We start from the raw sequence: 22499 nt of genomic DNA on the forward strand, positions 1-22499 counted from the left end.
TCCGTGACGTATACCCTGGCTGAATTCCCGCATTGTCGCTGCCCCCGGGGCGCGTGACGTTTCTCACGCGCCCCGGCGTCGACAGGTGCCCCGATGGGTGTTCCAGAGGGGTTCGGGGGCCTGATGTGCGGGGGTAAGTGTCCGGATTCATGGGGTGACGTGTAGTTCGTTCCGGCGTCCGGTAATCGGAGATCGATGTACTGATATCCGGTGTCCCTATAACGGCAACTCCGTTGCGGCCCGGACGCGATGGCTGTTCCTACTAATGTCGACGCGAGCAACACCTCTGCGCTGATAAGGAACCTGCCGACGATGAATCGCAAGACCTTGGTGCTGCCGGCTCTGGCCGGTCTGCTCGCCCCCGTACTCGCGGCCTGTGGCGGGCCGGACGGCGCGGGCGGGAGCGGCGATCCCATCGTCGTCGGGGTCGCCACGCAGATGGAGGCCACCAAGGATGCCCCCGCTCCGTTCGACCCGGCGCAGGCGTACGACGTCGACGCGATGAACGTGCTGCGCGGCACCCTCCAGACGCTGCTGCGGCTGCCCAGAACCGGCACCACGCCGGTGCCCGAGGCGGCCAAGACCTGCGGCTTCCGCGACACGCGGAACGAGCAGTACCGGTGCACCCTGCGCAGCGACCTGAAGTTCTCCAACGGTCATCAGCTGACCGCGCAGGACGTGAAGTTCTCCATCGACCGCGTGCAGAAGATCAACTACGCCAACGGTCCGGGCACGCTGGTCAACGACATCGACAAGATCGAGACGCCCAGCGACACCGAGGTGGTCTTCCACCTCAAGAAGCCGGACGCCACCTTCCCGCAGAAGCTCACCACCCCGGCCGCGGGCATCGTCGACCACCAGGTGTACCCCGCCGGCCGCCTCTACAGCGGCTTCGACCTCGTCGGCTCCGGCCCGTACACGCTCAAGGCCGAGCACAGCGGCGAGCGCATCACCAAGATCGTCTTCAGCCGGAACCCCGGCTACAAGGGCGCGGTGAAGCCGCTGAACGACAAGGTCGAGATGCGGTTCTTCCCCAGCTCCTCCGCGATGGAGAAGGCGCTGCGCAAGGGCCAGATCGACCTGATGAACCGTGGTCTGTCGCCCGCTCAGGTCAAGGGCCTGCAGAACTCCCGGAACGAGCACATCACCCTCCAGGAGATGCCCGGCCAGGAGATCCGCTACCTCGCCTTCAACACCAAGGACCCGTCGGTCTCCAACCCGGCCGTCCGCCAGGCGATGGCGCAGCTCGTCAACCGCTCGCAGATCCTGCGCGACGTCTACTCCTACGTCGGCGACCCGCTGTACTCCCTGGTGCCGACCGGCCTCACCGGCCACATCAACTCCTTCTTCACCAAGTACGGGAACCCCAGCGTCCCGGCCGCCCGCCAGATCCTGGAGCAGGCGAACGTCCACACCCCGGTGAAGGTGACCCTGACGTACACCGAGAACCACTACGGCGCCAGCACCGCCAAGGAGTTCGCGGCCCTCAAGCAGCAGCTCAACGACAGCAAGCTGTTCGACGTCGACATCAAGGCCGTCAACAACTGGCAGCAGTTCCGCACCGACTCCTCCAACGGCAAGTACGCCGTCTACGGCATGGGCTGGTTCCCGGACATCCCGGACGCCGACAACTACATCGGTCCGTTCCTCGGCAAGGGCAACTTCCTCAACTCGCCCTACCGCAACGCGAAGATCGAGTCGCAGCTGATCCCCGCCACCCGCCAGGAGAGCGACCGCAACGCCGCGGGCGCCGGCTTCAAGGAGATCCAGAACATCCTCGCCGACGACGTGCCGATCCTCCCGCTGTGGCAGGGCAAGCAGTACGTCGCCGCCCGGGACGACATCACCGGCGTGGAGTGGGCACTCAACTCCTCCTCCGCACTGCAGATCTGGGAGCTGGGCCGCGGCGTCTCCGAGTGACCGCACGGCACACGGTCGGAGGGGCCGGTCCGGGAAAACCATCCCGGACCGGCCCCTCCGGCCGTTCCGCATCGCCCCGCGCCGGGGCCCGCGCCGCCTACTGGGCGCCGGGGCGCACCAGCCCGCTCTCGTACGCGTAGACGGCGGCCTGCACGCGGTCGCGCAGGCCCAGCTTCGTCAGCACATGGCCCACATGGGTCTTGACGGTCGTCTCGCTCACGAAGAGGTCCGCCGCGATCTCGGCGTTCGACAGACCGCGCGCGACCAGCTTGAGCACCTCCACCTCGCGGTCGGTGAGGGTGTCCAGGGTGTCCGGCACCGGCTCCTCGCCGGACGGCAGGTGCCCGGCGTACTTGTCGAGCAGTCGGCGGGTGATGCTCGGCGCCAGCATCGCCTCGCCCGCGGCCACCACCCGGATCGCCTGCACCAGCTCGTGCGCCGGGGCGTCCTTGAGCAGAAAGCCGCTGGCTCCCGCGCGCAGCGCCTCGACGACGTACTCGTCCAGATCGAAGGTGGTCAGCACCAGCACCTTGGCCGGGCCGTCCTTCGCCGGGCCGGTGATCTGCCGGGTCGCCTCCACGCCGTCCATCCGCGGCATGCGGATGTCCATCAGCACCACATCGGGCTGGAGCGCCCGGACCTGCTCCAGTGCCTGGAGGCCGTCACCGGCCTCGCCGACGACCGCCAGATCCTGCTCGGCCTCCAGGATCATCCGGAAGCCCGTACGCAGCAGCGGCTGGTCATCGACCAGCAGGACGCGGATTGCCACCACTTCTCCTTTGTTGGACCGGCTCCATTCTGCCCTGCGCCGGCTACGCGCCGTCCGCCGGGCGGATCTCCAGCGGATACACCGGGGGCGTGCCGCCGAACTCCGGGCAGTGCGCCTGGTGGTCGCACCAGCCGCACAGCTTCGTCGGCCGCGGCCGCCAGTCGCCCGTCGCCGTGGCCGTCTGGATCGCCTCCCACAGCGCCAGCAGCTTCCGCTCCACGGCCAGCAGTTCGCTCTCGCCCGGGTCGTACGTGATGATGTCGCCGCTGCCCAGATAGACGAGCTGGAGCCGCCGCGGCACCACCCCGCGCAGCCGCCACACCACCAGTGCGTAGAACTTCATCTGGAACAGCGCGCCCTCGGCGAACTGCGGCCGCGGCGCCTTGCCGGTCTTGTAGTCGACGATCCGGACCTCGCCGGTCGGCGCGACGTCCACCCGGTCGATGAAGCCGCGCAGCTGCAGCCCCGACTCCAGCACCGTCTCGACGTACAGCTCCCGCTCGGCCGGCTCCAGACGGGTCGGATCCTCCAGCGTGAACCACCGCTCCACCAGGGCCTCGGCGTCCGACAGCCAGCCGGCCAGCCGCTCGCCCGCCGGGTCGTCGGCGAACAGCTCCGCCAGCTCCGGCCGCTTGGCCAGCAGCTTCTCCCACTCACCGGCCACCATCGCCCGCGCACCGCCCGCCGTGCGCTCCGCCGCCGGTGCGTCGAACAGCCGCTCCAGCACCGCATGGACCACGGTGCCCCGCGTCGCCGCCGGGCTGGGCTTCTCCGGCAGCTTGTCGATCACCCGGAAGCGGTAGAGCAGCGGGCACTGCATGAAATCGCCCGCCCGCGACGGCGACAGCGCCACCGGCGGCCCGGGCCGCCCCGACCGCACGGCGGCCCCTTCCGCTTGCGGACCAGCGGCTTCCGCCTGCGGACCGGCGGCCGCGGCCGGTGCATCGACGGGCCCGGGCTGCGGCCCGATCGCCGCCGCCCGCGGCCCCTCCGGCGCGGCGCCGTGCCCGGCCGTCGCCGCCCCGTCGGCCGACGGCGACGCCGGTCCGTCCGCCGCTCCCTGCGCATGCGGTCCGTGCGCCGCGTCCGGCCCGGCATTCTCGGTGCTCGTTCCCATGACACCCGACCCTACGGCCCGCCACTGACAACGCCTCCCGCCGCAGGCCACCGCGACGGCCCCGGCGACGGCCCCGCAACGGATCCGCGGCGGCGGCTCGGCATACCATCGACGGCAGAACCCCTTTGCCCTGCAGATCGAACGATCGGACCGAGCAGACGCGAAGGCCGCAATTCCGACGAGGGGACGCCGTGGACGACAGCGGGAAGCCGCAGGACCCCAAGGAGCCGCAGGGCCCCGAGGAGCCTCGGCCGAACCGGCCGGCCGAGCCGCGACGGGACCCCGGGACCGGACCGCACGGCCCGGGCGGCAAGGCGCCGAAGCCCGTCCGCCGCAAGGGCACCGGCGGCGGCATCCTGATGGGCCGCCCCTTCGGCGTGCCCGTCTACGTGGCCCCCAGCTGGTTCCTCGTCGCCGCCCTGATCACCTGGGTCTTCGGCGGTCAGCTCGAACAGGTCCTGCCGGAGCTGGGCGCCGCCCGCTACCTCGTCTCGCTCTTCTTCGCGGTCGCCTTCTACGCCTCGGTCCTCGTCCACGAACTGGCGCACACCGTCGCCGCCCTCCGCTTCAAACTGCCGGTGCGCCGCATCCAGCTGCAGTTCTTCGGCGGCGTCTCGGAGATCGAGAAGGAGACCGAGACCCCCGGCCGGGAGTTCGTCCTCGCCTTCGTGGGCCCGCTGCTCTCCCTCGTCCTGGCCGGCGTCTTCTACGGCGGCATGCGCCTGGTCGAGCCGCGCACCGTCCCCGGCGTCCTGATGGCCGGCCTGATGATCTCCAACCTGATCGTGGCGGTCTTCAACCTCCTGCCCGGCCTGCCCCTCGACGGCGGCCGGATGCTGCGCGCCGTCGTCTGGAAGCTCACCGGCCGCCCCATGACCGGCACCGTCGCCGCCGCCTGGGTGGGCCGCGCGCTCGCCGTCACCGTCCTGATCGGCCTGCCGCTGCTGACCCACTCCGGCGCGCTCGGCCGCCCGCCCGCCGACATCACCGGCACGGACTCCCTCACCGACGCCCTGCTCGCCGCCGTCCTCGCCGCCATCATCTGGACCGGCGCGGGCAACAGCCTGCGCATGGCCCGCCTGCGCGAACGCCTCCCCGACCTCGGCGCCCGGGCCCTGACCCGCCGCGCCGCGCCCACCCCGCCCGACACCTCCCTCGCCGAGGCGCTGCGCCGCGCCAACGACGCCGGGGCTCGCGCCCTCGTCGTCGTCGACCCCGAGGGCGGGCCCACCGGCATCGTCCGCGAGGCCGCCATCGTGGGCGTACCGGAGCACCGCCGCCCCTGGGTGGCGGTCGGCACGCTCGCCCAGGACCTCAAGGACGGCATGCGGGTCCCGGCCGACCTCTCCGGCGAGGAGCTGCTGGAGCACCTGCGCACCACCCCGGCCAGCGAGTACCTCGTGGTCGAGGAGACCGGGGAGATCTACGGCGTCCTCTCCGCCGCCGACGTCGAGCGCGCCTTCGTCACCGCCATGGCCCGCCACTCCTGACCGCCGCGCGCCCGCCCGGAGCTCCCCGGCACCGCCGCCGGCCGCCCGCTGGTCCGGGGCACGTCCCGGGGCCGGTAGGCTGGTCACATGTCCGAACCGACCGGTGCCGCCCGCCGTCGCGGGCCCTTCAAGGTCGGGGACCAGGTCCAGCTCACCGACCCCAAGGGACGCCACTACACCTTCACGCTCGAAGAGGGCAAGAGCTTCCACACCCACAAGGGAGCCTTCCCCCACGACGAGCTGATCGGTGCTCCCGAGGGCAGTGTTGTCCGTACCACCGGGAACGTCGCCTACCTCGCGCTGCGCCCGCTGCTCCCCGACTACGTCCTGTCCATGCCCCGCGGCGCCGCCGTGGTCTACCCCAAGGACGCGGGGCAGATCCTGGCGATGGCCGACATCTTCCCCGGCGCCCGCGTCGTCGAGGCGGGGGTGGGATCCGGCTCGCTGAGCAGCTTCCTGCTCCGCGCCATCGGCGACCAGGGAATGCTGCACTCCTACGAGCGCCGTGCCGACTTCGCCGAGATCGCCACGCAGAACGTCGAGCGGTACTTCGGCGGTCCGCACCCCGCGTGGACGCTCACCGTCGGCGACCTCCAGGACAACCTCTCCGACACCGACGTCGACCGCGTCATCCTGGACATGCTCGCCCCCTGGGAGTGCCTGGAGGCCGTCTCCAAGGCGCTCGTCCCCGGCGGCATCCTCTGCGCGTACGTCGCCACGACCACGCAGCTGGCCCGCACCGTCGAGGCGATCCGCGAGCACGGCACCTTCAACGAGCCGTCGGCCTGGGAGACCATGGTCCGCACCTGGCACGTGGAGGGCCTGGCCGTCCGCCCGGACCACCGCATGATCGGCCACACCGGCTTCCTGCTCACCGCCCGCCGCCTCGCCGACGGCGTCGAGCCCCCGCTGCGCCGCCGCCGCCCCGCCAAGGGCGCGTACGGCGACGACTACACCGGCCCCGGCTCCGCCTCGGGCGGCGCCGCCAAGGACGCCTCCGGCCCCGCCGCCGAGCGCGGCTGACGGCCGGCTTCCGGCCACCGAACAACCGGGCGCCGCCGATGAGTTCCTCATGGGGAACCGTCGGCGGCGCTCAGTCGTTTCCGGGGTGTTCCCGGCGTGAAACTCGGGTCCCGCTGGTTCCTCGGCACCCCGTCCTGTGGAACGATGCTGGGCACTCCCACCGCCACAGCACTTCACAGGAGTTACCCCGCGTGCAGCCCTTGGCAGGCCAGGACCTTTCGCACACCCAGCCCCGCCCCATGCACTGGCTCACCACGGCCACCGCCGTCGCCGCGGTCGTCGCCGCCGCGTCCTTCGTCCAGCCGCCCGACGCGACCGCCAACGCCGCCTCCGCGAAGCCGGGCCGCACCGCGCCCGCTCCCGACGCGCGCGCCGTGACCTTCCCCCTCGACTGCGGACCCAACCGCCTCGATGTGGTGAAACAGGTCTCCGGCGATCTCGACGGCGACGGCACCACCGAAACCGTCGCCACCGTCCGCTGCCACAGCGAGGCCGGCACCCCGCCCGGCGGCGTCTACGTCCTCGCCCGCACCTCCGACGCCAAGGCCGCGCCCCGCATCGTGGCGACCCTCCTGGACCCGTCCCAGAAGCTGAGCGTCCAGGGCCTCGCCCTGCACGACGGCACGGTCTCCGCGACGCTCCTGGGCTACTCCACCACCGACGTGCCGCGCTGCTGCCCCGACGTCCGCACCGACACCAAGTGGCGCTGGCAGGGCGGCAAGTTCCTCCGCACCGACGACCGGGCCGCCCTGGGCACCGCCCGCGTCTGACCGCCCCGGCCCGGCGTCCTGCGGGAGCCGGGCCCGGCGCGGGCCCGTTTGGACAGCGGAAGGCGGCGGTCGCCGAGCGCGCCGCCGCCACTGCCGGTCCGCCTGCGGCTACTCCGCGTCGGGACCGTAGACCTCCACCTGATCGGCGACCCGCCGCACATGGATGCAGTCCCCGGGGCACTCCTTCGCGGAGTCCCGTACGTCGTCGAGGAGCGGCAGCGGGACGGGCGTGGTCGCGCCCTTGTCCTGCAGCAGCTCGTCGTCCGCGCTCTTGACGTACGCGAGTCCGTCGATGTCCAGCTCGAAGACCTCCGGCGCATACTGCGCACAGATCCCGTCCCCCGTGCACAGGTCCTGGTCGATCCAGACTTCAAGCTCTGGACGGGCTTCTTCCTGCACGGTCATCTCGCCTGCCGTTTCCTGCGTACGTGAAGCAATTTTGTCTAAGTGGCGCCAGCCCTGACGGGTGTTGACCGTCCCGACGATACAACCGGTCGCTTTCCGATGTTGTTCGGTGGGTATTCCCTTGGTGAGCGGACGTGCGCAAGGGTGAAGATCGGACACGCCCCGACCGTCTTTTCGATCTAGGGGTTTCAACCCGCACCCGCCCAGGTAGGGTCAGGAAGCGTCCAGCTCCCCTTGGAGGAGGTGAGGACCGTGGCAGCCCACGACGACGACATCAACCGCGGCATCCGGCCGGGGCGGGGGTCCGAGGATCCCGCCGGTCAGGTTGCCTATCTTGAGCAGGAGATCGCCGTCCTGCGACGTAAGCTCGCCGACTCTCCGCGGCACACGAGGATTCTCGAAGAGCGGATCGTCGAGCTGCAGACCAATCTGGCCGGCGTTTCCGCGCAGAACGAACGCCTCGCGAATACGCTGCGCGAGGCGCGCGACCAGATCGTCGCCCTCAAGGAGGAGGTCGACCGGCTCGCCCAGCCGCCGGCCGGGTTCGGCGTCTTCCTGCAGGCCAATGAGGACGACACGGTCGATATTTTCACCGGCGGCCGCAAGCTCCGGGTGAATGTCAGCCCGAGCGTGGAGACGGAAGGTCTCCGGCGCGGCCAGGAGGTCATGCTCAACGAAGCGCTCAACGTGGTCGACGCCATGGAGTTCGAGAGCGCCGGCGACATCGTCACCCTCAAGGAGATCCTGGAGGACGGCGAGCGCGCCCTGGTCGTCGGACACACCGACGAGGAGCGGGTGGTGCGGCTCGCCGAGCCGCTGCTGGAGACGACCATCCGCCCCGGCGACGCCCTCCTCCTCGAACCCCGCTCCGGCTACGTCTACGAAGTCATTCCCAAGAGCGAGGTCGAGGAGCTGGTCCTCGAAGAGGTCCCGGACATCGACTACGACAAGATCGGCGGTCTGGGCGGCCAGATCGAGCTGATCCGCGACGCGGTCGAGCTGCCCTACCTCTACCCCGACCTCTTCAAGGAGCACGAACTCCGTCCGCCCAAGGGCGTCTTGCTCTACGGCCCGCCCGGCTGCGGCAAGACGCTGATCGCCAAGGCGGTCGCCAACTCCCTCGCCAAGAAGGTCGCCGAGGTGACCGGGCAGCCCGCGGGGAAGAGCTTCTTCCTCAACATCAAGGGCCCCGAGCTGCTCAACAAGTACGTCGGCGAGACGGAGCGCCACATCCGGCTGGTCTTCCAGCGGGCCCGGGAGAAGGCCGGCGAGGGCACACCCGTCATCGTCTTCTTCGACGAGATGGACTCCCTCTTCCGCACCCGCGGCTCCGGGGTCAGCTCGGACGTGGAGAACACCATCGTCCCGCAGCTGCTCTCCGAGATCGACGGCGTGGAGGGCCTGGAGAACGTCATCGTCATCGGCGCCTCGAACCGCGAGGACATGATCGACCCGGCGATCCTCCGCCCGGGCCGGCTCGACGTGAAGATCAAGATCGAGCGCCCGGACGCCGAGGCGGCCAAGGACATCTTCTCCAAGTACCTCACCGAGCGCCTGCCGCTGCACACCGACGACCTCGCCGAGCACGGCGGCTCCCGGAAGGCCGCGGTCAGCGGCATGATCCAGTCGGTCGTCGAGCAGATGTACGCGGAATCCGAGGAGAACCGCTTCCTGGAGGTCACCTACGCCAACGGTGACAAGGAAGTCCTCTACTTCAAGGATTTCAACTCCGGCGCGATGATCGAGAACATCGTCGGCCGGGCGAAGAAGATGGCCATCAAGGCTTTCCTCGAACACGATCAGAAGGGCCTTCGGGTCTCCCATCTCCTCCAGGCGTGCGTGGACGAGTTCAAGGAGAACGAAGACCTGCCCAACACCACCAACCCGGACGACTGGGCCCGTATCTCCGGAAAGAAGGGCGAGCGGATCGTCTACATCCGCACGCTGGTCACCGGAAAGCAGGGCGCGGACACCGGCCGCTCCATCGACACGGTCGCCAATACCGGCCAATACCTGTAAACCGCGCTCCGGCTGCGGATGTCCTGCACGGGGCGTCCGCAGCCGGATGCTTTTCCGGGGCCGGAAACGGTCCCGGAAAGCCGTGCGGCGGGAATCCGAATGGAGCAATGACTGTCATGATCTCCCCAGTACCGCAAAGGCGCTCTAGGCTCGGGGGTACCGCCGCGTCACTCGGTACGGATGCGGGAAGCACACGCGGATCGGAAGCGCAGCGGTACTTGAGCGCCGTCCCCGTCCGGGGGCGCCGCCGGGCAAGGAGGGCCGCATGACCGTACGGCGAGTAATGGGAATCGAGACGGAGTACGGAATTTCCGTCCCCGGTCACCCCAATGCCAATGCCATGCTCACCTCGTCCCAGGTCGTCAATGCCTATGCGGCGGCGATGCACCGGGCACGCCGTGCCCGCTGGGATTTCGAGGAGGAGAATCCGCTGCGGGACGCCCGCGGCTTCGACCTCGCCCGTGAGGCCGCGGATTCCAGTCAGCTCACCGACGAGGACATCGGCCTCGCCAACGTGATCCTCACCAACGGCGCGCGCCTCTACGTCGACCACGCGCACCCCGAGTACAGCTCGCCCGAGGTCACCAACCCGCGGGACGCGGTGCTCTGGGACAAGGCCGGCGAGCGGATCATGGCCGAGGCGGCGGAGCGGGCCGCACAGGTCCCCGGCGCCCAGCCGATCCACCTCTACAAGAACAACACCGACAACAAGGGCGCCTCCTACGGCACGCACGAGAACTACCTGATGAAGCGGGAGACGCCGTTCTCGGACATCGTGCGGCACCTGACCCCGTTCTTCGTCTCGCGGCAGGTCGTCACCGGCGCGGGCCGGGTCGGCATCGGCCAGGACGGCCGGGACCACGGCTTCCAGATCAGTCAGCGCGCCGACTACTTCGAGGTCGAGGTCGGCCTGGAGACGACACTCAAGCGCCCGATCATCAACACCCGGGACGAACCCCATTCGGACGCGGAGAAGTACCGCCGCCTGCACGTCATCATCGGCGACGCCAACCTCTCCGAGATCTCGACCTACCTCAAGCTGGGCACCACCGCGCTGGTCCTGTCCATGATCGAGGACGGCTTCATCGCCGTCGATCTCGCCGTCGACCAGCCGGTCCGCACCCTCCACCAGGTCTCGCACGACCCCGGTCTGCAACACCTGGTCACCCTCCGCAGCGGCCGCACGCTCACCGCCGTACAGCTCCAGATGGAGTACTACGAGCTGGCGCGCAAGTACGTCGAGGACCGCTACGGCGCGGACGCGGACGACCAGACCAAGGACGTGCTCGGGCGCTGGGAGGACGTCCTGGGGCGGCTGGAGAACGACCCGATGAGCCTCGCCGGCGAGCTGGACTGGGTCGCCAAGCGCGAGCTGATGGAGGGCTACCGCCGCCGCGACGGCCTGGGCTGGGACGCCGCCCGCCTCCACCTCGTCGACCTCCAGTACGCCGACGTCCGACCCGAGAAGGGGCTCTACAACCGCCTCGCCGCCCGCGGGAAGATGACGCGGCTGCTGGACGAGGCGGAGGTCGTACGGGCCGGCCTCGAACCGCCCGAGGACACCCGGGCGTACTTCCGCGGCCGCTGCCTGGAGCAGTACGCCGACGACGTCGCGGCCGCCTCCTGGGACTCGGTGATCTTCGACTTGCCGGGGCGTGACTCCCTGCAGCGGGTGCCGACGCTGGAGCCGCTGCGCGGTACCCGTGAGCACGTCAAGGGCCTGCTGGATCGCTGCCGCACGGCGGAGGACCTGGTGAGGGCGCTTTCCGGCCGCGCAGCCGCCACGGATTCACCGCCGAATCGCGGCTGAAAGGTCCGCGTGGCGGGAATGATCGGGGTGTCCCCCGGACGTTGCACCAAGAGCAGGGCCGATGTCAGAGGGGCCTTGTAGGGTCGGATCTTGAAAGTCACATCGAGCGGGGCCGAACCGAGCGGGGTGAGGGTAATGGCGACCAAGGACAGCGGCGGCGGTCAGCAGAAGGCCACGCGTTCCACCGAAGAGGTCGAGGAGCAGACGCAGAACGCGGAGGCCTCCGACGACCTCAAGGAACGCCAGGAGAAGCTGTCGGACGACGTCGATTCGGTGCTGGACGAGATCGACGACGTCCTGGAGGAGAACGCCGAGGACTTCGTGCGGAGCTTCGTCCAGAAGGGCGGGGAGTAACCGCAGCGCGGGTCCGGGCACGGCGCCGGTGGTGTCCCGCGCGGCACCACCGGCCACGTCCGCACACCTCCGGTTCCGGAGGGCGGTGTGCCGTGGCGGGCGTGGCGGTCCGTCAGCCTTGGGCGGCCGCGCGGGCCGTGCGGCCGGGAGCCCGGCCCCACCACCCATGTGGATCACACCCGCGGGGCGGGTAGGGTCCCGGTCGTACAGTGCTTCAGCTGCACCGCAGCCTGGGACAGTCAAGCAGCGGCCCGCCGCCCCGAGGCGGCCGGCCGAGTATCCGGAAGGAAACGTGTGGAAGCCAACACCCGTAACACCGGGCGTCTACCAGCTGCCTTCCTGACGCCTGGATCCTCGTCGTTCATGGACTTCCTCGGGGACCACGCCCCCGATCTGCTGCCGGGCAGCCGCCCGCTGCCGCAGGTCCAGGGCGCCGTCGAGGCGCCGCACGGCACGACCATCGTCGCCGCGTCGTTCCCGGGCGGCGTGGTGCTCGCCGGCGACCGGCGGGCGACGATGGGCAACGTCATCGCCCAGCGCGACATCGAGAAGGTCTTCCCGGCCGACGAGTACTCCGCGGTCGGCATCGCCGGCACCGCCGGGCTGGCCGTCGAGATGGTCAAGCTGTTCCAGCTGGAGCTGGAGCACTTCGAGAAGGTGGAGGGCGCGCAGCTCTCCCTGGAGGGCAAGGCGAACCGCCTCTCCACGATGATCCGGGGCAATCTCGGCATGGCCATGCAGGGCCTCGCCGTGGTGCCGCTCTTCGCCGGCTGGGACGTCGACCGCGCCAAGGGCCGCATCTTCTCCTACGACGTGACCGGCGGCCGCTCCGAGGAGCACGGCTACGCCTCCACGGGCTCCGGCTCCGTCTTCGCCCGCGGTGCCCTCAAGAAGCTGTACCGCGACGACTTCACGGAGCATCAGGCCGCCACCGCCGTCGTCCAGGCGCTTTACGACGCGGCGGACGACGACTCGGCGACCGGCGGGCCCGACATGGGCCGGCGGATCTACCCGATCGTCACGGTGATCACCGACGAGGGCTTCAAGAAGTTCACCGACGCCGAGGTCGCGGAGATCGCCCGTGCCGTCTACGAGCGCCGGCTCGCGGAGCCCGACGGTCCCCGTGCCGCGCTGCTCTGAGGGAAGGACGGCCGGCGGATGCGCGTGCCAGTGAGAGAGCCATTGACAGAAAGGGACGGATAACCGGTGTCGACGCCGTTTTATGTCTCACCCCAGCAGGCCATGGCCGACCGTGCCGAGTACGCCCGCAAGGGCATCGCCCGCGGTCGCAGCGTCGTGGTGCTGCAGTACACCGACGGCGTGGTCTTCGTCGCCGAGAATCCCTCCCGGGCCCTGCACAAGGTCAGCGAGATCTATGACCGCATCGCGTTCGCGGCGGTCGGCAAGTACAACGAGTTCGAGAATCTGCGGATCGGCGGGGTGCGCTACGCCGACCTGCGCGGCTACACCTACGACCGCGCGGACGTGACCGCGCGCGGTCTGGCGAACGTCTACGCCCAGACGCTGGGCACGATCTTCTCCAGCGCCGCCGAGAAGCCCTACGAGGTCGAGCTGATCGTCGCCGAGGTCGGGGAGGCTCCCGAGGACGACCAGATCTACCGGCTTCCGCACGACGGCTCGATCGTCGACGAGCACGGTTCGGTCGCGGTGGGCGGCAACGCCGACCAGATCAGCAGCTACCTCGATCAGCACCACCGCGACGGCATGACGCTGGGCGAGGCGCTGAAGCTGGCCGTGGACTCGCTGTCGCGGGACAACAACGGCGGCGAGCGCACCCTCACCGCCGAGCAGCTGGAGGTCGCCACGCTCGACCGCACCCGGCCCCAGCAGCGCAAGTTCAAGCGGATCCTCGGCAGCCAGCTCTCCCGGCTGCTGGACGAGTCCGCGCCGGACGCCTCCGGGGACGCGGACGGCACGGCGGACTCCGCGGCGCCGGACGCCGGGGAGGAAGCGTCCGGCGGTGCGGACAAGGAGCAGAAGCCGAAGGGCGACGCGTAGCCGCGTCCTTCGGTATCCGGGCCGGGCCCGGTCGGTGCGCCCCGGTGGGAACATCCCGCCGGGGCGCACCGCGTTCGCGCCGGGGCCCGGCGGCGTTCCTGCCCGGCTGCCCGGCTGCCCGGCTGCCCGGCTGCCCGGCTGCCCGGTGTGTGCCCGCACGGCGTGCCGTCCCCGGCCCGCCGCGAGCCCTCCCGCGCCCGGCCCGCCCGTGACGCCGTCTCGCCCGTGACGCCGTCTCGCGGAACCGCCCGGACCGTTTCGCCCGCCGGAGTTCTACGCGGGCGCCGGACCCGTCGAGCCGCGGGTGACGAGGTCGACCGGCAGGGTGCGGGCGGCCGGTCGGTGGCCGTCCAGGGCGTCCAGCAGGGCCCGCATCCCGGCGGCGCCGAACTCCTCGGCCGGCAGCCGTACGGTCGTCAGCTCCGGTTCGACGGCCGTGGCCAGCGCCAGGTCGTCGAAGCCGGTGACCGAGACGTCCTCCGGTACCCGCAGGCCCAGCCGCCGTACCGCCTTGCAGGCGCCGGCGGCCACCACGTCGTCATCGCAGATCAGTGCGGTCGGGCGGGGCTCCGGGCCGGTCAGCGCCGTCGTCGCGGCGGCCAGGCCCGCCGCGACGGAGAGGGCGGTCGGCACCCGGCGCAGCGTGGTGCCCGGCGCCGCGGCGAACGCGTCGGCGAGGGCGCGGCCGCGTTCCGCGAAGGTCCAGGAGTCGACGTCGGCGGCGAGATGGCCGATGCGGCGGTGGCCGAGGGCGAGGAGATGCGCGGCCACCTGACGGGCGCCGCCGGCGATGTCGAGGTTGACGGTCGCGGCGGCGCGGTCGTCGTCCGGGTCGTTGTCCAGCATGACGAGGGGGAGCCCGGCGCCGTGCAGTGCGGCGAGCGCGTCCACGGCCATCGAGGAGGCGATCACCCCGTCGAGGCTGGTGCGCGCCGAGCCGAACGGGTCGGGCGCCGGGCCGATGCCCTCGGGGGAGGGGTAGAGCACCACGCCGAAGCCCGCGTCCGCGGCGGTGCGGGTGGCGCCCGTGTGCACCCGGGCGAAGAACTCGGTGGTGAGCGCGGGGACGACGAGCAGCGCGGTGCGGGTGCGGCCGGTGCGCAGGCTGCGGGCGGCGAGGTTGGGGCGGTAGCCGAGGTCGCGGGCGGCGGCGCGTACCGATTCGGCCTTGGCCGCCGAGACCCGGCCGCGCCATTTGTCGCCCAGCACGAGCGAGACCGCCGCCTGCGAGACCCCGGCGGCCCGGGCCACGTCCCGGCTGGTGACGCGGGCGGCGCCGGCCCGGGCCGGCTCGCCGGTCGCCGGTCGTGGTGCGTCGTTGCTGCTCACCGGCGGTTTCCTCCTGGCGGTCGGGCGGGCGGTCTGGACCCGTGGGTGCCGACATGATACGTATGACGCCGGAAGTTATACGTATCATGTCCGGCCCTCGGCGCCGGGCGGGAAGGGGCGGCATGGCCGCGGGATATGCGGAGCTGCTGCGGACCAGGCATGCGGCCCGGTTGCTGACCGGCACCCTGGTCGGACGGCTGCCGAACGCCACCGCCGCCCTGGCCGTGGTGCTCTTCGTCCGCGCCGAGGGCGGCAGCTACGCCCTGGCCGGCGCGCTCTCCGCCGTCTACGGCGTCTGCACCGCCATCGGTCAGCCGCTGCTGGGGCGCGCCGTCGATCTCTGCGGACAGCCGCGCGTGATGCTGCCCGCCGCCGTGGTCTCCGCGCTGGGCATGGCGCTGCCGGCCGTCGTCGGGCTGCATCCGCTGCCGCTCACGTACGCCGCGCTCGCGGTCGCCGGGCTCTTCACGCCGCCGCTGGAGGGCGGGCTGCGGGCGCTGTGGCCCACGGTGCTCAAGGGGCCCGAGCGGGTGCACACCGCGTACGCGCTGGACGCGGTGGCGCAGGAGGTGCTGTTCGCGGTCGGCCCGCTGCTGGTGACGGTGTGCGTGGCCACCTGGTCGGAGCGGGTCGCGCTGCTGGTCATCAACGTCATCGGGGTGCTCGGCGCGCTCTGGGTCGTCGTGTCGCCGCCGTCGCGGCGCTGGCGCAGCGAGCCGCGGGAGGCCCACTGGCTGGGCGCGCTGCGCTCGTCCGGGATGCTGGTGCTGATCGGCGCGTTCTTCTTCGTCGGGCTGGCGCTCGGCTCGATCGCGGTCGCGGCGGTGGCGTACGCCGACGAGCACGGCGGCGGCATGGTCTCCAGCTACCTCCTCTCGGCGCTCGGCGCCGGGGCGCTGGCGGGCGGCGCCGTCTACGGCGCGCGTGAGTGGCCCGGACGGCCCGAGGGGCGGCTGCGGCTACTCGTCGCCCTGCTGGCGCTGGGGTACCTGCCGCTGGTGCTCGTCCCCGGTGTGGTCGGGATGACGGCGTTGACGGGCGTCGCCGGGGTGTTTCTGGCGCCCGCGCTGGCCTGCGCGTTCGTCGTCGTGGACCGGCATGCGCCCAAGGGCACGGTCACCGAGGCGTTCTCGTGGCTGGTGACGACCTTCGGCGTCGGCTCGGCGGTCGGTGCCTCGGTGGTGGGGCCCGCGGTGGAGCGCGGGGGAGCGGCTGCCGGATTCGCCGTCGCCGGGGTCGCGGGCGTCGCCGCGCTGCTGGTCCTGGTGGTCACGAAGCGCTTCCTGGGAGATCCCGTACGGCCGAAGGAGGTCGTGCTCCCGGCGGAAATTGATCGCAACGGGGCTGTCGAACCCGGTTTCAGAGCACGCCGTCAGGCGTAATGTTCAGTCATGGACCGCCGCATTTTCGGGCTGGAGAACGAGTACGGCGTCACGTGCACGTTCAGGGGACAGCGCCGACTGTCGCCTGACGAAGTGGCGCGGTACCTCTTCCGCCGTGTCGTGTCATGGGGCCGCAGCAGCAATGTCTTCCTGCGGAACGGCGCCCGCCTGTACCTCGACGTGGGATCGCACCCGGAATACGCAACCCCCGAGTGCGACAACGTGACGGAACTCGTCACCCACGACAAAGCAGGCGAGCGCATTCTCGAAGGTCTTCTCGTCGACGCCGAACGCCGCCTGCACGAGGAGGGAATCGCGGGCGACGTCTATCTCTTCAAGAACAACACCGATTCGGCGGGCAACTCCTACGGCTGCCACGAGAACTATCTCGTCGCCCGCCACGGGGAGTTCTCCCGGCTCGCGGACATCCTCATTCCCTTCCTCGTCACCCGGCAGCTGCTGTGCGGCGCGGGAAAGGTGCTGCAGACCCCGCGCGGCGCCGTCTACTGCGTCAGCCAGCGCGCGGAGCACATCTGGGAGGGCGTCTCGTCCGCGACGACCCGCTCGCGCCCGATCATCAACACCCGCGACGAACCGCACGCCGACGCCGAGCGCTACCGCCGGCTGCACGTCATCGTCGGCGACTCCAACATGTCCGAGACGACGATGCTGCTCAAGGTCGGCGCCACCGATCTCGTGCTGCGGATGATCGAAGCGGGCACCGTCATGCGGGATCTGACGCTGGAGAACCCGATCCGGGCGATCCGGGAGGTCAGCCACGACATCACCGGTCAGCGCAAGGTCCGCCTCGCCAGCGGGCGGGAGGCGTCGGCGCTGGAGGTCCAGCAGGAGTATTACGAAAAGGCGGTGGATTTCTGCGACCGCCGCGGAATCCGCACCGGCACCGTCGAACGCGTTCTGGAGTTGTGGGGCCGCACCCTCGGCGCAATCCGCGAGCAGGAACTCGACCGCGTCGCGACCGAGATCGACTGGGTGATGAAACATCAGCTCATCGAGCGGTACCGCACCAAGAACAACATCACCATGTCGCATCCCCGGATCGCGCAGATAGACCTCGCGTATCACGACATCCACCGCCGCCGGGGGCTCTACTACCTCCTGGAGCGGAAGGGACAGGCGGCGCGGATCTGCGACGATCTGAAGATCTTCGAAGGCAAATCGGTGCCGCCGCAGACCACCCGCGCGCGATTGCGCGGCGATTTCATCCGCCGGGCCCAGGAACAGCGCCGCGATTTCACGGTGGACTGGGTGCATCTCAAGCTGAACGACCAGGCGCAGCGCACGGTGCTGTGCAAGGACCCGTTCCGTTCGGTGGACGACCGGGTGGAGAAGCTGATCGCCGGAATGTGAGCGCGTCCGGCGGCACAGTGCCGGGAGCCCACGGGCTCCCGGCACTGTGCCGTGTGCGGACGGGAACCGCGCCGGACCTCAGGTCGTAGAGTGGCGGGAATGGCCACCACCCCCCGATCCCGAGTGGGACTGATGAACCTCACGAAAAACACCCGTCGCGCTGCCGCCGTCGCGCTGACCGTGCCCCTTCTGCTGTTCACCGCCGCCTGCGGGTCCGACGACAAGGACGCGGGCAAGACGGTCGCCGACGTCCAGGGCAAGGTGGGCGACGAACCCGCGATCAAGGTCTCCAAGGACGCCAAGGTCGCGCCCGACCTCGTCACCAAGACCCTGGTCGAGGGCGACGGCGAGAAGGTCGGCGACGGCACCACCGTGCGCGTCGACTACGAGGGCAAGATGGTGAAGGGACAGAGCCTCGGCAGCAGCTGGGAGATCCCGCCCGGTCCCGGTAAGGACGCCAAGGGCGGCAAGGTCCCCAAGGGCGAGGCGCGGCACCAGATCGTCGTCGAGATGAACGACCAGCTGCCGCAGATGCAGCAGCAGCTGCCGGTCCCGGTCAAGGTGCTGGAGGCGCTCAAGGGCAAGAAGGCGGGCAGCCGCGTCCAGGTCGAGGGCACCGTCAAGGCGTTCATCGGCCAGGTGCCGCCGGGCTCCCAGCTCAAGGCCGACGACGGCATGGTCTACGTCGTCGACGTCGCCGGGGCCAAGAAGATCGACAAGAAGGCCAAGGTCGAGGGCGCGCAGGCCGAGCCCGAGGACGGCATGCCCGAGGTGAAGGCCGAGGGCGAGAAGGCCGCCAAGATCACCGTGCCCAAGGGGAAGAAGGCCCCCACCGAGCTGAAGCAGCAGGTGCTGGTCAAGGGCAAGGGCAAGGAGGTCAAGAAGGGCGATGCGCTCGTCGCCCAGTACACCGGCGTGAAGTGGGAGGACGGCGAGAAGTTCGACTCCTCCTGGGACCACGGCGGTGCCACGGCCTTCCAGATCGGCGCCGGTTCGGTCATCAAGGGCTGGGACGACGCGCTGGTCGGCAAGCACGTCGGCGACCGCGTCGAAATCGTGATTCCGCCGAAGCTGGGTTACGGTTCCCAACCGCAATCCGATCTCGCCAAGAACACCCTGGTCTTCTCCGTCGACATCGTCGACGCGTTCTGATCACGGTCTGCGAGACTGACGCGGCCATCGCAAGGAAACACACGTAGGAGCACATCCGTGAGCATCGACAAGCCCGAGATCGACTTCCCCGAGGGCCCGGCTCCCACCGATCTGGAGATCGTGGACCTGTGGGAGGGTGACGGGCCGGTCGCCAAGGCTGGGGACAACGTCAAGGTCCACTACGTGGGTGTCTCCTTCAGCACCGGCGAGGAGTTCGACGCCAGCTGGAACCGCGGCACCCCGCTGCAGTTCCAGCTCGGCGCCGGCCAGGTCATCGCCGGCTGGGACAAGGGCGTGCAGGGCATGAAGGTCGGCGGTCGCCGCCGGCTGACCATCCCCGCGCACCTCGCGTACGGCGAGCGCGGCGCCGGCGGCGGCCGTATCGCCCCCGGTGAGACGCTGATCTTCGTCTGCGACCTGGTCTCCGTCTGAGACCGCGCCGCACCCTGCCAGGGCCCGTGCCGCAGCGCACGGGCCCTCGGCTTTTGCCCCGGGCGCCCGTGGCGGTACGGTCACGGATCGGGAGTTCCACGAGAAAGGGCGCCGATGGCGATTGCCAAGGCCGAGCGGTTGATGAACCTGGCGCTGTGCCTGCTGGGTACCCGTCGCCCGCTGACCAAGCGCGAACTGCGGTCGTCGATCGAGGCGTACGTCGAGTCGTTCGGCAAGGGTGACGACGGCGGCCACGACGAGTCGTTCAACCGCATGTTCGAGCGGGACAAGGACGACCTGCGCGAGCTGGGCCTGGTGATCGAGACCGTCGAGGGCCTGGAGGGCGACATCGGCTACCTCGCCCGCCGCGACAGCAACCGCCTGCCGCCCATCACCCTGGACGCCGAGGAGGCCGCGGCCCTCGGGCTCGCCGCCAAGATCTGGCAGCAGGCCAGGCTGGCCGGAGCGGCCAGCGGTGCCCTGCAGAAGCTGCGCGCCGCCGGGATGCCGCTGGCCTCCGGCGACGACGCCGTCGACGCCCCGCACAGCGCGCTGGAGCCGCGCATCCCGGCCCACGAGGCCGCCTTCGAACCGCTGATGCTGGCCTGCCGCGACCGCCGCCCGGTCGTCTTCGACTACCGCAAGTCCAACGCCGCCCACCCCGAGCGCCGCCAGGTCGAGCCGTGGATCCTGGAGTGCTGGCGCGGCCACTGGTACCTCGCCGGCTGGGACCGCGACCGCAGCGCCGAACGCGTCTTCCGGCTCTCCCGGATCACCGGCAAGGTCCGCTCCCGGCAGGGCGCGTTCACCGCGCCGGTGCCCGATCACGTCACCGTCCGCGAGACCGTCGAGGTCTGGGCGGGGGAGACCGCGACCGGCACCGCCCGGATCAGGCTGCGCGCCGGCCACGGCTACCCGCTGCGGGCCCGTGCGCTGATCGTCCGTGAGCTGGGCGACGGCTGGGACGAGTTGGAGATCCCGAACGGACGCGGGCTCGACGCCTGGCTCGTGGAGTTCGGGCCCGACGTGGTGGTGCTGGAGCCGGCCGAACTGCGCGCCGACGTCATCGACCGGCTGCGCGCCGTGGCCAAGGGCTGAGGGGGAGACGACACCGTGGCGACCAACGCGATCGACCAGACCCGCCGGATGCTGTCCCTCGTGACGTATCTGCGCGAACGCCCCGGCGCCCGCGTCAGCGACGTGGCCCGCGCCTTCGGCATCACCGAGGACGAGCTGATCGCCGACCTCGACGTCCTGCCCATGTGCGGGACGAGCTTCCGCGGCGGCGACCTCCTCGACATCGACACCGACGGCGACCGCATCTGGTGGCACAACCCGGACGACGTCGCCGCCCCGCTGCGGCTCGCCGCCGACGAGGCCACCGCGCTGCTGGTCGCGGCGCGCGCCGTGGCGACCCTGCCGGGCCTGCGCGAGGGCGACCGGCAGGCGCTGCTGCGGGCCACCGCGAAGCTGGAGGCCGCGGCGGGCGAGGCGGCCGGGGCCAGCTCCCGGGTGTCGGTGACCTTCGAGTCCGAGGGCGGCGTCTTCGCCGACGTCGACCGGGCCATCGCCGAGCGCCGCCGCCTGTGGCTGCGCTACTACTCCCCGGCCCGCGACGAGCTGACCGAGCGCGAGGTGGACCCGATCCGCCTCTTCGCCGTCGGCCACACCTACATGGAGGCGTGGTGCCGCCTCTCCGAGGCCCGGCGGACCTTCCGCCTCGACCGGGTCGCGGAGATCCGGCTGCTGGACGCGCCCGCCGACCCGCCCCCCGTCGAACTGCGCGACCTCTCCGAGGGGCTGGTCCAGCCCGCGGCCGAGGATCCCGAGGTGTGCATCGAGGTCGGGCCCGGCGGCCGCTGGGTCGCCGAGTACTACCCGCACGACAGCGCCGAGGAGCTGCCGGACGGCGGGCTGCGGATCACCCTGCGCACCCCCGACCCGGCGTCGCTGCGCCGCCTGGGCCTGCGGCTCGGCCGCGACGGGCGGATCACCGCGCCCCGGGAGCTGGCCGACAGCGCGCGGCGCGCCGCCACCGAGGCGCTCGCCGCGTACGGCGAGTGAGCGCGCCCCTGTCACCGTGAGGAGAGGCAGCGAAGGATGACGACGACGGCGACCGGCACCCTGGCGGCAGCGCCCGCCCCGGTGGTCTTCAAGGCGGCGTGCCCCGACTGCCGGGGCCGGTTCGAGCTGGCGTCGGACGCCTTCCGGCTGGCCATAGGGGGCAGCCGGCGCACCACGTTCTACTCCTTCACCTGCCCCGACTGCGGGCGCGCGGTGCGCCGCCCGGCCGGGGAGCGGATCGTGGAGCTGCTCACCGGCGGCGGGGTGCGCACCCTGCGGCTGCACACCGGCTGACCGCGGCGCCCGCAGGCGGTGCCGTTCCGCGTCACCGTTAGGCTCGTCCCATGCTCTGGCCCATGATCGCTGTCGTCCTCGGCTTCCTCGGCATCGCCGTGCTCGGGGTGCTCGCCCTTCGCGTCTTCATCGAGGTGCGGCGGCTGGCCGGGCAGGTGGGGGCCGCGTCGGAGCGGATCCAGCGGGCCGCCCGGGACCTGGAGCGGGCGGCCACACCGCTGGCGGCCCGGGCCGGACGGTCCGCCGCCGGGGAGGCGGGATCAGGGGATTCCCGGGGTTGACGGGACGCCGGTGCCGGGTGCCGGGGCGGTACGCTGGAGCGCAGGTCCGACGGGCGTGGCGCGCGCGTGTCCGGGAGTGCGCACGGGGGTTGCCCGGCGTTCACCGGTGAGCGTTACGATCGCTCAAGCACGGCGGACGGACGGATGTCCGGCCAAGTCAGGTAGTCCCATCCCCAGCCGCCTCGGTGAGAAGGTATTCGCTTATGTTGTTCGGAAAGATCGGTGTTCCCGAGCTCATCCTGATCCTCGGCATCGTGGTGCTGCTGTTCGGCGCCAAGAAGCTTCCCGACATGGCCCGCTCCCTCGGCAAGTCCGCCCGCATCCTCAAGAGCGAGGCGAAGGCGATGAAGTCGGAGAGCGCGCAGAAGGACGCCGCTCCCGCCGACCCGCCGCAGGACGGTACCCAGGCCGCGCCCCGGACGATCAAGGCCGCACCCGGCGATGTGAACAGCGCGCGTCCGGTCACCGAGACCGACCGCACCGCGTAGCGCAGACCGA

22 protein-coding genes are annotated in these 22499 nt (G+C 71.1%); 18 read left to right on the plus strand and 4 right to left on the minus strand.

Features of this window, described 5'->3' with window-relative positions; translation table 11 throughout:
* The first annotated feature begins 312 nt into the window (after positions 1 to 312).
* The gene (locus ABT345_RS26375) at positions 313 to 1920 is read left to right on the plus strand and encodes an ABC transporter substrate-binding protein (RefSeq protein WP_345093129.1); all 1608 of its coding nucleotides are present in this window, start codon (positions 313 to 315) and stop codon (positions 1918 to 1920) included.
* A 97-nt stretch (positions 1921 to 2017) separates the two neighbouring features.
* Here the strand turns inward: ABT345_RS26375 and ABT345_RS26380 are convergent, their stop codons facing one another.
* Positions 2018 to 2689 (minus strand): response regulator, encoded by a 672-nt coding sequence (locus ABT345_RS26380; protein ID WP_030284178.1) that lies wholly within the window; start codon positions 2687 to 2689, stop codon positions 2018 to 2020.
* 43 nt (positions 2690 to 2732) lie between these two features.
* The gene (locus ABT345_RS26385) at positions 2733 to 3806 is read right to left on the minus strand and encodes a RecB family exonuclease (RefSeq protein WP_345093125.1); all 1074 of its coding nucleotides are present in this window, start codon (positions 3804 to 3806) and stop codon (positions 2733 to 2735) included.
* 191 nt (positions 3807 to 3997) lie between these two features.
* Between ABT345_RS26385 and ABT345_RS26390 the strand changes: the two genes are divergently transcribed.
* The 3 genes from ABT345_RS26390 (at position 3998) to ABT345_RS26400 (ending at position 7089) form a co-directional block, all read left to right on the plus strand.
* Positions 3998 to 5296 carry a site-2 protease family protein gene (locus ABT345_RS26390; RefSeq protein ID WP_345093122.1) on the plus strand — a complete coding sequence of 433 codons (1299 nt, stop codon included), beginning with the start codon at positions 3998 to 4000 and terminating at the stop codon, positions 5294 to 5296.
* Between the two features lie 87 nt (positions 5297 to 5383).
* Entirely contained in the window at positions 5384 to 6319 is a 936-nt protein-coding gene (locus ABT345_RS26395) for a tRNA (adenine-N1)-methyltransferase (RefSeq protein WP_345093119.1), read from the plus strand.
* Positions 6320 to 6510: 191 nt separating this feature from the next.
* Positions 6511 to 7089 carry a hypothetical protein gene (locus tag ABT345_RS26400; protein ID WP_345093116.1) on the plus strand — a complete coding sequence of 193 codons (579 nt, stop codon included), beginning with the start codon at positions 6511 to 6513 and terminating at the stop codon, positions 7087 to 7089.
* 108 nt (positions 7090 to 7197) lie between these two features.
* Here ABT345_RS26400 and ABT345_RS26405 read toward each other — a convergent pair whose 3' ends face one another.
* Positions 7198 to 7494 carry a ferredoxin gene (locus tag ABT345_RS26405; protein WP_345093114.1) on the minus strand — a complete coding sequence of 99 codons (297 nt, stop codon included), beginning with the start codon at positions 7492 to 7494 and terminating at the stop codon, positions 7198 to 7200.
* Positions 7495 to 7746: 252 nt separating this feature from the next.
* Between ABT345_RS26405 and arc the strand changes: the two genes are divergently transcribed.
* The 5 genes from arc to prcA all read left to right on the plus strand — a co-directional run bounded on the left by arc (position 7747) and on the right by prcA (position 13696).
* Entirely contained in the window at positions 7747 to 9513 is a 1767-nt protein-coding gene (gene arc, locus ABT345_RS26410; RefSeq protein WP_345093111.1) for a proteasome ATPase, read from the plus strand.
* A 265-nt stretch (positions 9514 to 9778) separates the two neighbouring features.
* Entirely contained in the window at positions 9779 to 11323 is a 1545-nt protein-coding gene (dop, locus tag ABT345_RS26415; protein WP_345093107.1) for a depupylase/deamidase Dop, read from the plus strand.
* A 135-nt stretch (positions 11324 to 11458) separates the two neighbouring features.
* Complete coding sequence (locus ABT345_RS26420; RefSeq protein WP_345093104.1) at positions 11459 to 11677, plus strand: ubiquitin-like protein Pup; 219 nt, start codon at positions 11459 to 11461, stop codon at positions 11675 to 11677.
* 294 nt (positions 11678 to 11971) lie between these two features.
* A complete protein-coding gene (gene prcB, locus ABT345_RS26425; RefSeq protein ID WP_345093101.1) occupies positions 11972 to 12817 on the plus strand; it encodes a proteasome subunit beta in 846 nt (281 codons plus the stop codon).
* A 66-nt stretch (positions 12818 to 12883) separates the two neighbouring features.
* Positions 12884 to 13696, plus strand: coding sequence for a proteasome subunit alpha (gene prcA, locus ABT345_RS26430; protein WP_345093098.1), 813 nt, complete (start codon positions 12884 to 12886; stop codon positions 13694 to 13696).
* Between the two features lie 273 nt (positions 13697 to 13969).
* On the opposite strand, the gene ABT345_RS26435 is transcribed toward prcA, so the two are convergent.
* Positions 13970 to 15025 carry a LacI family DNA-binding transcriptional regulator gene (locus tag ABT345_RS26435; protein ID WP_345093095.1) on the minus strand — a complete coding sequence of 352 codons (1056 nt, stop codon included), beginning with the start codon at positions 15023 to 15025 and terminating at the stop codon, positions 13970 to 13972.
* Between the two features lie 122 nt (positions 15026 to 15147).
* Between ABT345_RS26435 and ABT345_RS26440 the strand changes: the two genes are divergently transcribed.
* From ABT345_RS26440 to tatA, 9 genes are all read left to right on the plus strand, one after another.
* Positions 15148 to 16407 carry an MFS transporter gene (locus tag ABT345_RS26440; RefSeq protein ID WP_345093092.1) on the plus strand — a complete coding sequence of 420 codons (1260 nt, stop codon included), beginning with the start codon at positions 15148 to 15150 and terminating at the stop codon, positions 16405 to 16407.
* Between the two features lie 9 nt (positions 16408 to 16416).
* A complete protein-coding gene (gene pafA, locus ABT345_RS26445) occupies positions 16417 to 17778 on the plus strand; it encodes a Pup--protein ligase (protein WP_345093089.1) in 1362 nt (453 codons plus the stop codon).
* A gap of 132 nt (positions 17779 to 17910) precedes the next feature.
* Complete coding sequence (locus ABT345_RS26450; RefSeq protein ID WP_345093086.1) at positions 17911 to 18930, plus strand: FKBP-type peptidyl-prolyl cis-trans isomerase; 1020 nt, start codon at positions 17911 to 17913, stop codon at positions 18928 to 18930.
* Positions 18931 to 18987: 57 nt separating this feature from the next.
* Positions 18988 to 19362, plus strand: a complete 375-nt coding sequence (locus tag ABT345_RS26455) for an FKBP-type peptidyl-prolyl cis-trans isomerase (RefSeq protein ID WP_345093084.1) — start codon at positions 18988 to 18990, stop codon at positions 19360 to 19362.
* A 114-nt stretch (positions 19363 to 19476) separates the two neighbouring features.
* Positions 19477 to 20460 carry a helix-turn-helix transcriptional regulator gene (locus ABT345_RS26460; RefSeq protein WP_345093081.1) on the plus strand — a complete coding sequence of 328 codons (984 nt, stop codon included), beginning with the start codon at positions 19477 to 19479 and terminating at the stop codon, positions 20458 to 20460.
* 15 nt (positions 20461 to 20475) lie between these two features.
* Positions 20476 to 21426, plus strand: a complete 951-nt coding sequence (locus ABT345_RS26465) for a helix-turn-helix transcriptional regulator (RefSeq protein WP_345093078.1) — start codon at positions 20476 to 20478, stop codon at positions 21424 to 21426.
* A 36-nt stretch (positions 21427 to 21462) separates the two neighbouring features.
* The gene (locus tag ABT345_RS26470; RefSeq protein ID WP_345093075.1) at positions 21463 to 21720 is read left to right on the plus strand and encodes a hypothetical protein; all 258 of its coding nucleotides are present in this window, start codon (positions 21463 to 21465) and stop codon (positions 21718 to 21720) included.
* A gap of 50 nt (positions 21721 to 21770) precedes the next feature.
* The gene (locus tag ABT345_RS26475) at positions 21771 to 22001 is read left to right on the plus strand and encodes a hypothetical protein (RefSeq protein ID WP_345093073.1); all 231 of its coding nucleotides are present in this window, start codon (positions 21771 to 21773) and stop codon (positions 21999 to 22001) included.
* A 206-nt stretch (positions 22002 to 22207) separates the two neighbouring features.
* Entirely contained in the window at positions 22208 to 22489 is a 282-nt protein-coding gene (tatA, locus tag ABT345_RS26480) for a Sec-independent protein translocase subunit TatA (RefSeq protein ID WP_345093550.1), read from the plus strand.
* Positions 22490 to 22499 lie beyond the last annotated feature (10 nt).

The organism is Streptomyces sp. NPDC000404, from assembly GCF_040300365.1.
GTDB classification, from domain to species: Bacteria; Actinomycetota; Actinomycetes; order Streptomycetales; family Streptomycetaceae; genus Streptomyces; species Streptomyces ramulosus.

Coding starts and splice junctions, on each gene's coding strand:
- pafA (WP_345093089.1), top strand. CDS start 16,417: ATGGACCGCCGCATTTTCGGGCTGGAGAACGAGTACGGCGTCACGTGC.
- ABT345_RS26395 (WP_345093119.1), top strand. CDS start 5,384: ATGTCCGAACCGACCGGTGCCGCCCGCCGTCGCGGGCCCTTCAAGGTC.
- ABT345_RS26475 (WP_345093073.1), top strand. CDS start 21,771: ATGCTCTGGCCCATGATCGCTGTCGTCCTCGGCTTCCTCGGCATCGCC.
- ABT345_RS26385 (WP_345093125.1), bottom strand. CDS start 3,806: ATGGGAACGAGCACCGAGAATGCCGGGCCGGACGCGGCGCACGGACCG.
- dop (WP_345093107.1), top strand. CDS start 9,779: ATGACCGTACGGCGAGTAATGGGAATCGAGACGGAGTACGGAATTTCC.
- ABT345_RS26440 (WP_345093092.1), top strand. CDS start 15,148: ATGGCCGCGGGATATGCGGAGCTGCTGCGGACCAGGCATGCGGCCCGG.
- ABT345_RS26470 (WP_345093075.1), top strand. CDS start 21,463: ATGACGACGACGGCGACCGGCACCCTGGCGGCAGCGCCCGCCCCGGTG.
- ABT345_RS26405 (WP_345093114.1), bottom strand. CDS start 7,494: ATGACCGTGCAGGAAGAAGCCCGTCCAGAGCTTGAAGTCTGGATCGAC.
- ABT345_RS26420 (WP_345093104.1), top strand. CDS start 11,459: ATGGCGACCAAGGACAGCGGCGGCGGTCAGCAGAAGGCCACGCGTTCC.
- ABT345_RS26450 (WP_345093086.1), top strand. CDS start 17,911: ATGAACCTCACGAAAAACACCCGTCGCGCTGCCGCCGTCGCGCTGACC.
- ABT345_RS26460 (WP_345093081.1), top strand. CDS start 19,477: ATGGCGATTGCCAAGGCCGAGCGGTTGATGAACCTGGCGCTGTGCCTG.
- ABT345_RS26375 (WP_345093129.1), top strand. CDS start 313: ATGAATCGCAAGACCTTGGTGCTGCCGGCTCTGGCCGGTCTGCTCGCC.